Source organism: Mycobacterium palustre, assembly GCF_002101785.1.
Lineage (GTDB): Bacteria > Actinomycetota > Actinomycetes > Mycobacteriales > Mycobacteriaceae > Mycobacterium > Mycobacterium palustre.
In genome coordinates this window covers 50370-58551 of record NZ_LQPJ01000147.1, presented here as the reverse complement: position 1 = coordinate 58551, position 8182 = coordinate 50370, and the positions used below count along the sequence as shown (strand labels likewise).

General features: G+C 67.6%; 11 protein-coding genes. 5 read left to right on the top strand and 6 right to left on the bottom strand.

The window, feature by feature from the left end:
• Nucleotides 1-64: 64 nt before the first annotated feature.
• The 5 genes from AWC19_RS26755 to AWC19_RS26735 are packed head-to-tail and all read right to left on the bottom strand — an operon-like array spanning nt 65 to nt 5049.
• A complete protein-coding gene (locus tag AWC19_RS26755) occupies nt 65-814 on the bottom strand; it encodes a PaaX family transcriptional regulator C-terminal domain-containing protein (protein WP_085081095.1) in 750 nt (249 codons plus the stop codon).
• A 13-nt stretch (nt 815-827) separates the two neighbouring features.
• On the bottom strand, nt 828-1766 hold the full coding sequence (locus AWC19_RS26750; protein ID WP_085081094.1) for a crotonase/enoyl-CoA hydratase family protein: 939 nt from the start codon (nt 1764-1766) through the stop codon (nt 828-830).
• Nucleotides 1767-1774: 8 nt separating this feature from the next.
• The gene (locus tag AWC19_RS26745; RefSeq protein WP_085081093.1) at nt 1775-3403 is read right to left on the bottom strand and encodes an acyl-CoA dehydrogenase family protein; all 1629 of its coding nucleotides are present in this window, start codon (nt 3401-3403) and stop codon (nt 1775-1777) included.
• 52 nt (nt 3404-3455) lie between these two features.
• On the bottom strand, nt 3456-4286 hold the full coding sequence (locus AWC19_RS26740) for an extracellular catalytic domain type 1 short-chain-length polyhydroxyalkanoate depolymerase (protein ID WP_085081092.1): 831 nt from the start codon (nt 4284-4286) through the stop codon (nt 3456-3458).
• Nucleotides 4287-4296: 10 nt separating this feature from the next.
• Complete coding sequence (locus tag AWC19_RS26735; protein WP_085081091.1) at nt 4297-5049, bottom strand: deoxyribonuclease IV; 753 nt, start codon at nt 5047-5049, stop codon at nt 4297-4299.
• A 148-nt stretch (nt 5050-5197) separates the two neighbouring features.
• On the opposite strand from AWC19_RS26735, the gene AWC19_RS26730 reads away from it, so the two are divergent.
• The 5 genes from AWC19_RS26730 (at nt 5198) to AWC19_RS26715 (ending at nt 7628) form a co-directional block, all read left to right on the top strand.
• The gene (locus tag AWC19_RS26730; RefSeq protein WP_085081090.1) at nt 5198-5494 is read left to right on the top strand and encodes a hypothetical protein; all 297 of its coding nucleotides are present in this window, start codon (nt 5198-5200) and stop codon (nt 5492-5494) included.
• Nucleotides 5495-5496: 2 nt separating this feature from the next.
• Nucleotides 5497-6621 (top strand): hypothetical protein, encoded by a 1125-nt coding sequence (locus AWC19_RS26725; RefSeq protein WP_245849365.1) that lies wholly within the window; start codon nt 5497-5499, stop codon nt 6619-6621.
• On the top strand, nt 6506-6748 hold the full coding sequence (locus tag AWC19_RS31700; RefSeq protein ID WP_158090942.1) for a hypothetical protein: 243 nt from the start codon (nt 6506-6508) through the stop codon (nt 6746-6748). Before AWC19_RS26725 ends, AWC19_RS31700 begins: the two co-directional genes overlap by 116 nt.
• A gap of 1 nt (nt 6749) precedes the next feature.
• Complete coding sequence (locus AWC19_RS26720) at nt 6750-7076, top strand: hypothetical protein (protein ID WP_085081089.1); 327 nt, start codon at nt 6750-6752, stop codon at nt 7074-7076.
• Nucleotides 7077-7337: 261 nt separating this feature from the next.
• Nucleotides 7338-7628, top strand: coding sequence for a hypothetical protein (locus AWC19_RS26715; RefSeq protein WP_085081088.1), 291 nt, complete (start codon nt 7338-7340; stop codon nt 7626-7628).
• Between the two features lie 258 nt (nt 7629-7886).
• Here AWC19_RS26715 and AWC19_RS26710 read toward each other — a convergent pair whose 3' ends face one another.
• The gene (locus AWC19_RS26710) at nt 7887-8150 is read right to left on the bottom strand and encodes a hypothetical protein (protein ID WP_085081087.1); all 264 of its coding nucleotides are present in this window, start codon (nt 8148-8150) and stop codon (nt 7887-7889) included.
• Between the last annotated feature and the right edge of the window lie 32 nt (nt 8151-8182).

Below are 8182 nucleotides of genomic sequence, written 5' to 3'. Positions count from 1 at the left end.
CCATGTTGCGCACCCGACAGCCCTACAACCCGGCCGGCAGCACCAACGCGGCTTGACAAACGCATTAGGGAGCCTCCAAGAGTTGCGTCCCGTCCTTGCGCGCCACCGCGTCGCGTCGTTGCAGCAGTTCGGTGGCGAAAGCGTGATACGCGGCGCGCAGCCGTGCGCCGGGCCAGTCGGCGGGCAGCAGCCCGGCGGGCAGCATGGGGTCGGTGAGCAGGTGGCGCACCGTCGCCGCGGCCGCCACGAACCGGCCGGGAACGTCGGCGGCTTGATCTTTTCGGGTCAGCTCGTCGAGCAGCCGGTGACCGGTTGCCGCCCACGCCGGCAGGTCCCACAGCTGGCCGGCCAGTTCGACCGGCGCGTCGTCGCGCGCCTTGAGCACCCGCACCCGGGCGGCGACGTCGGACCCCAGATCGATGTCGAGGTTGTCGGGCCGCATCCACACCCCCTCCCGCAGCTCGCCGAAGCGCTTGTCGTACAGGCTGTTTCGCAGCGCCGCCCGGGTGCGGGCGTCGGTGCCCACGCTGGTGACGATCAGCACCACCCAGTCGCCGTGCCACGCCCGGGTCCGCGGGTCGATCGCGTCGTCCTGGCGGCGCTGGCGGGCCAGCAACCGATCCGAGAGCCGGTAGCCGTCGGCCGAGCGGATCAGGTCGCCCGCGGCCACCATGCGGGTCAGCGCTACCCGCAGCGTCGACTCCTTGATGCCGAAATCGGTTGTCAGGGCGATCAATTCGCTGGCCGTCGCCCACGCCGGGTGGGCACCGAGCAGCACGCTAAGCACCACCGACCGGGCCGTCATGTTCGCCATGTCCTGCGCCCGCTCACACCTGCGACGCGCGGCGGCCGTGGTCGCCGAAGGGCTCGTCGCGGTGCCGCACGGCCTCGCGGAAGCCGTGCTCGACCGCGTCGGCGACGAAGGCGTGCCCCTCGGGGGTGTGCCGGGCGACGCCGTCGAAGACGGTGCTGACCATCCTGCTGGTGGCCACACCCTGTTGCAGCAGAGCGGAATTCAGCGCGAGCTTGACCATGATCAGCTGGTTGACCGGCACCGCGGCGATCCGCTGCACCAGCCGCTCGGTGCGCTCGTCGAGGTCCTCGGGATCTGGAGCCTCGACGGCCAGGCCCCACTCGGCGGCCTGCGCGCCGGTGATGCAATCCCCGGTCAGCAGCAGGCGTTTGGCGCGCTGATCGCCGAGCCGGTGCGCCCACAGCCCCGCCGCCGGCACGCCCCACACGCGGGTGGGCGGGTAGCCGATCTTGGCGTCCGCGGCCGCGATCACCTGGTCGGCGTGCAGCGCGATGTCGGTGCCGCCGGCCACGCAGTAGCCGTGGATCTTGACCACCGTCGGCTTGTCGGCGTGCATCAGGCTGGAGAATCCGCGCACGAAGCGGCTCATCATCTGGTAGTCGATCATCGGGTCCCACGGCTGGTTCGGCAGGTGGTTGACCGCCTGCGTCTTGCCGTCGAGCACGGTGCCTGCGTAAGCCCCGGTGCCGCCGGCCGAGCCGGTGCCGTCGGCATAGGCGCTCAAATCGAAGCCCGCGCAGAAGCCCGCGCCGCGGCCCGACACCAGGATGACGTGCACCGCCGGGTCCAGGTCGGCGCGCTCGACCAGCGCCGACAGCTCCAGCGGGGTGTCGGCGACGATCGCGTTGCCCTTTTCCGGGCGGTTGAACGTGATCCGCGCGACCCGGTCGGTGACCTCGTAGGTCATCGTTTTCAGGTTGTCGAAGTCCACGGGCCTGATCGCGTGAGTCATGTTGCGGCTCAGCCCTTTACCAGCGAGCGCTCCAAGATGGGGGTCAGGTCCAGCCCGGTCGGCATGGTGCCGAACGCACCGCCCCACCGGCCGTCGAGCCGGGTCGTCAGGAACGCCTCGGCGACCGCGGGGTGCCCGTGGCGCACCAGCAGCGAGCCCTGCAGCGCCAGGCAGATGTCCTCGGCGACCTTGCGGGCCCGATACTGAATGGTTTCGGTGTCGGCGAGGTCGCGCCGCAGCCGCTCGACGTGGCCGCCGAGCCGCGGGTCCTGACCGGCGCTCTCGGCCAGTTCGGCGAACAGCACCTCGACGCATTCGGGCCGAGTCGCCATGGCGCGCAACGTGTCCAGCGCGCTGACATTGCCCGAGCCCTCCCAGATGCCCATCAGCGGCGCCTCCCGGAACAGCCTGGGCATCCCGGAATCCTCGACATATCCGTTGCCGCCCAGGCATTCCAGCGCCTCGGCGGCGTGCGGGGTGGCGCGCTTGCACACCCAGTACTTGCTGGCGGCCAGGCCGATACGGCGCAGCAGTGCCTCGGTCTCGTCGCCGCGCACCGCCCTGTCGGTGGCGCCGGCCATCCGCATCGCCACGATCGTGGCGGCCTCGGCCTCCACGGCCAGGTCGGCCAGCACGTTGCGCATCAGCGGCTGGTCAATCAGGTAGGCGCCAAAGGCCTTTCGGTGTTGGGCGTGGTGGATGGCCATCGTCAGGCCGGTGCGCATGCTGGTGGCGCTGCCCAGCGTGCAGTCCAGCCGGGTGAGGTTGACCATCTCGATGATGGTCCGCACGCCGCGGCCCTCCTCGCCCACCAGCCAGGCGGTGGCGCCGTCGTACTCCACCTCGCTGGAGGCGTTGGCATGGTTGCCGAGCTTGTCCTTGAGGCGCTGCAACAACATTCGGTTGCGGGTGCCGTCGGGCAGCACGCGCGGCAGCAGGAAGCACGACAGCCCGCCGGGCGCCTGCGCCAGCACCAGGAAGATGTCGCCCATCGGGGCCGAGGTGAACCACTTGTGCCCGGTCAGGCTGTAAGTGCCGTCGGCGTTGGGGGTGGCCTGGGTGGTGCCGGCGCGCACGTCGGAGCCGCCCTGCTTCTCGGTCATCGACATGCCGGCGGTGATGCCGCGCTTGGCGGTGGCCGGCTTGACTTCGGGATCGTATTCGCGGCTGGTGAGCAGGGGCTCGTAGACCGCCGCCAGTTCGGGGTTGTAGCGCAGCGCCGGAACGACGGCGTAGGTCATCGAAACCGGGCAGGTGTGCCCCGGCTCGACGTTCCAGACCGACATCTTGGCCGCCCGCACCACGTGAGCGCCGGGCCGCTCGTCGGCCCACGGCGCCGCGTGCAGGCCGTGGCCGATCGCCGCGCGCATCAGCTGGTGGTAGGCCGGGTCGTACTCCACCTCGTCGACGCGGTGGCCGTAGCGGTCGTGGGTGTGCAGGACGGGCCGGTTGCGGTCGGCGAGCTCGCCCCACCGCTGCGCCTCGGCGCCGCCGGCAAGCGCCCCAACGTCGTTGACCTCTTCCAGGCCCCACTGGCCGCCCTCGCGGATCAGGGCCTCGACGAGCACGGCGGAGCTGGCGGGGTTGAAGTTCTCGAGCGGCGGGACCTGATTGGTCACGACATGGGTGTCTGGCATGCCACCATGTTACACTTTTCCGACAATCGCACAATAGGTGTAACGGGCGGCGTCAGCGCGGGTGCGCGGCGAAGAAGTCCCACAACAATCGGGTCGCGAAGTCCGGCCACTCGTGGCCGCCCTGGTCGATCGTGACGAGCACGACCCCGCGGTTGTCGGCACAGCCCGCGCTCGAGGTGGTGACCGGGCCGTCGGTGGTGGCGGACGGGGGAAGGCAGCGATCGACGTTGCGCCAGAACGCGTTCACGTCCGGAACGGGCGGGCCGTTGATGACGCTGTAGCCCGGCCCGCCGCCGTAGGGCACGAGCGGATCGGCGGTGCCGTGTATGTGCATGACCGACATCGGGTGCGGGGCCGCGCACCGGTTCAGCTGGGTGCCCGCGACCGGGCCGATCGCGGCGAAGATCTCGGTGGTGCACGCGAGCGTGTAGGACATGATGCCGCCGTTGCTCATCCCGGTGGCGTAGACCTTGGCGGGGTCGATGCCGACGTTTTCGGCGATGTCGGCCACCGCCGCGCGGATGAAGCCCACGTCGTCGACGCCGTCCCGGCCGGACCGCCCGCAGCAGGTTTCGCCGTCGACGTTCCAGGCCTTGTCCAGGCCGTCGGGGTAGGCGACGACGAACTTGCCGGAGTCGGCCAATTCGTCCCATTTGTAATCCTTTTCGGCCTCTTTCGCGCTGCCCGACACTCCGTGCATCATCACGACCAGCGGGGCCGCGGCCGGTACGCCCGCGGGCTTGTACAGCCGATAGCTGCGGTCGAGGGCGCCGACTTTGATGTGGTGCACGCTGGTGCCGGTCACAAACCCCGACGGCGGGGTCGGCGCGCAACCGGCGATCAGGAGGGCCAACCCCAAAAGCGTTGCAAGCCGACCGGGCACGGGCCGCGGCTCAGCCGGCGTTTTCCCGCAGGAATGCGATGTCGTCCTTGCGGCCCGCGTCGGCCGTCTCGCAGATGACCGGCGCGTCGGCGGCCTTGACCACCGTGACGAGTAGGTCGGGGTCGATCTGGCCGGTGCCGAAGTTGGCGTGCCGGTCGGCGCCCGAGCCCGCGGCGTCCCGCGAGTCGTTGCAGTGCACCAGGTCGATGCGCCCGGTCAGCGCCTTGATCCGGTCCACCGCGTCGACCAGCTCCTCGCCCGCCGCCCACGCGTGGCAGGTGTCGAGGCAAAAGCCTATTCCCTTGTCGCCGATGCGATCCCACAGCCTGCCGATGGTGTCGAAGTGGCGGGCCATCGCATGGTCGCCGCCCGCGGTGTTCTCCAGGTACACCTGCACGTCGGTTTCCAGGTAATCCAGCGCCTTGGCCCACCGCTCGAAGCCGGCCTCCATGTCGTTGTCGTCGGCGTGGCCGCCGTGCACGATCACCGCCGTCGCGTTGATCGCCGCGGCCGCGTCGCAGGTATCCTGCAGGATCTTGCGCGACGGGATGCGGATGCGGTTGTTGGCCGACGCCACGTTGATCAGGTACGGGGCGTGCACGTACAGCGGGATCGCGGACGCCTTCAGCGTCTCGGCGTCGTCGCGGGGCTTGGGCTTTTTCCAGCTCTGCGGGTTGCCCAGGAAGAACTGCACCGCGTCGGCGCCGTCTGCCTGGGCGGCGGCCAGGGGGTCGTCCGAATGGACGTGCGAACCGATGAGCACGCAAGCCAGTCTAGTGAGGGTTGCCGACTCCGAATGCGCTAGCGGCTTCGCAGGTGCACCGCCGGCTCGCGGCGATACGGCTGAGGCCGATGTGACGCCAACTGCGTGGGTGACTTTTACCGCGGGCACGCCCGAATAGACTTTTTCCATGCAGCTGCTGCGTGTCGATGCCGCTGGCTTGCAGGGCATGGCCGGCCGGTGGGCGGTTTCCGTCAACGAACTGACCCGGACGGAGGTCTCCACGGGGCCCGGCTTCTCGTGCCAGGCCAGCGCCGCCGCGGTGACCGCCGCGCATACCGAGGTATCCGGGTTCACGGCGGCGCTGGCCACCCGGGTTGAAACCCACGCGACCCACGTCGGTGAGGCCGACGTCGGTTACCGAGCCAACGAAGCCGATGCGGCGAACGCGATGGCGGCGCTGACGCCTCGGGTGACCGGCGCGTAGCGATGTCGGCGGTTGCTGGCATTCCGAGCCTTTCGCAGCTGGTCGTCTGGCCGACCGGACATCTCACCGAGGCGGCCGACCACTGGGAATCTGTCGGCGCGCGCAGCTACGACGTGGCTCACCGAGTTTGGCGCGACGCGCTGTCAGCGGATTGGCACGGCGAGAGCGCCGAGGCGTTGCGCACCGCGACGCACGCCGACATGCTCACCACCAGCGCCGTCGTCGACAAACTGCAGGCCGCGGCGAAAGTCGCCCGCAGCGGAGCCTCCGACCTTTATGCGGCACGATCGCGGGTGCGATACGCGGTGCAGGATGCCAACGCGGCGGGCTTCGACGTCGATGAAGAGATGTCGGTGATCGACCGCTCTACCGGGGGATCAGCGGCCGAACGCGCCGCTCGCCAAGCCCAGGCACAAGCCCTCGCCGCCGATATCCGCCAGCGCGCCGCACAACTGGTCGCGTTGGACCAGCAAGTCGCCGGGAAAGTCACCGCAGCCGTCGCCGGCATTGGCGAGGCGTTCCGGAACACCCCGAGCACCCCGAGCACGATTAGTCAGCCCCCGCAATCGAAAATTCGAGCGGTCGACAACCACACGTTCAAGCAAGACCCGGCAAGCCCTAAACCCCCGAGCGACCCGACGGGGATGACACCTGATCAGGCGCGCTCAGCTTACGAGCGGTTGAAGACGGAAATCCGGGATCACAATTCTTGGCTGCCTCCGACAAACGACGCCGGTGCGGTGGCTGCCTATAACAGAGAAGCCGAGGAACTCAATGCGAGAAAGGCCGGACTGGAGGCGAAGCTAGGCAAAGCCGAGACGCTCCCCGCGCAAGGAACACGCCTCGTGCCCGATTGGGCACAACCTGCACCAGAGCAACAACCAGGACACCCGAATCCCGCTGCACCGCAGCCCTCTCCGTTCGACCTGACGACTCCTCATGCTCATGACCTTGGCAGGGATCCCGCAAACGGAGGATTCCGAATGAGCGAAGCCGAGACCGGGTTACGGGTTGAGGCCGAAAGAGGAGTCGATCTGGTGCGAAGCGTCCACCCCGGATTCGACTGGGTCAACCCCGGCGCAATTTTTCGATGCGCAATGGCCACACTTGCAAGAAAAGATACGTGATCACCTGACCAAAGCGATTTACGTTCCCGTCGATGTTTCACAATTCACCGCGGCGCAGCGTTCAATTGTCCGTAGCTTCGTTGAAGGATTGCGAAACCCAAACGTATTTATCGTAGGAGACAACTGACATGGCCGGCGACATTTTCTTTTCAAAGCACAACTGGGCCGCCAGTTCGTGGGCAACTTTTTATGTGTTCGACTATCTTGCCAACCATGCCCCCGACGCATCGACGAAGAAGAAACTATCCGAACTCATCGAAAACAATATTCCAATGCTGGACCTGCGCGATCCCGAGAATGCGCAGCTGGTTGATATCCTCGCCGACGATTTGCCCCGAAATATACCGGTATTACAAGACCCGCAATCACAAGAAGGTTTTGCAACGTTACTCACTGAACTCATCGAATACGCTCGGGAACAGCAGATCGAAAACCGTGAAGCCCGTCGTTTATGACCGTGCGATCTTAGGAAGCTACCCCTCGCGATATGCGCTCGCGGCTGGGCCGCCAGCCTCGGGCGGCCAATCGTGGCTGCCGGAGATCGGCCACGATCTCAGTGAGGGAGGTAAGGCGGTGTTCGGTTGGGTCGTCGTTGGCGGAGTTTTGGTGTGGACGATCCTCTCCGGAGGGGCACGGGGTGGTGAGGCGGCCGTGCCATGAGCGCTTTATATCCGTCACAGCGCTGGCAGCCCCCGCCAGCGTCCTCACTCGTCGATGTGCTGATGGAGGACGAAGACATCGAGGATGTGGTTGCCTTATCCGCCACCGACTTGCCGGCATGGCTGGAGCGGTTGAGCATCCCGGCGGGCTGGCAACGGCTCGAGCTCCCCGACCGCCCGGAACCGCGGGTCGCGCGGATTGCGGTGTCTGGATCACTGGGTAACGGGGAGTGGGATGCCGCCGAAACCGTTGGCGTGTTCGGCTACACCGGCTGGCCGGTCTTCTCCGACGTGTTCACAATGCCGATCGCATGCTGCGCGGCCTCAACTCCGTCGGCACCGTCATGAAGGTGCTCCCCGTTCCTCGGATACGATGGGCGGCCGCGATCCGCAGTAGCGGCGCCGCGCTCGTCAATAACCGAAGCGTGTGGGTCCAGCAGAGCCACTATATGACCGGTCGGAACAGCCGCACGCGAGCCGCTTGATCGTGCACAGCCTATTCGTCGAGACCGCTTGTCGGGCTCGACTAACCGGCGACATCCCCCAGCTCAGCGAGACTGTGCAACAGGGCTTTATCGCCGCGCTCATCGAAGGCCGAGGCATCGCCTAGTCATCGCTGGCAACGGCCAGCGCCACGCTGCCGGCGCGGCGGTCGACCAAGACGTACTCGAAGAACCCCGTCAGTGAGCCCACAGAGCTACCCCACTCGTGCTGGGCGACGGAACGTAAGTCCGGCAATTGATAGCGGCCGGTAGTGCTGCGGATTCGCGGGTACAAGTTCCGCTCCATGTCTTCGCGGGCGTCGTCGGGCAGCGGCGCCGCATACTCGGCCCAGGTACGGATCAGCGCTTCGGCATCGGGCCCAGACACGGCGAAAACACTTCCGGCGCAATCGCGTACAG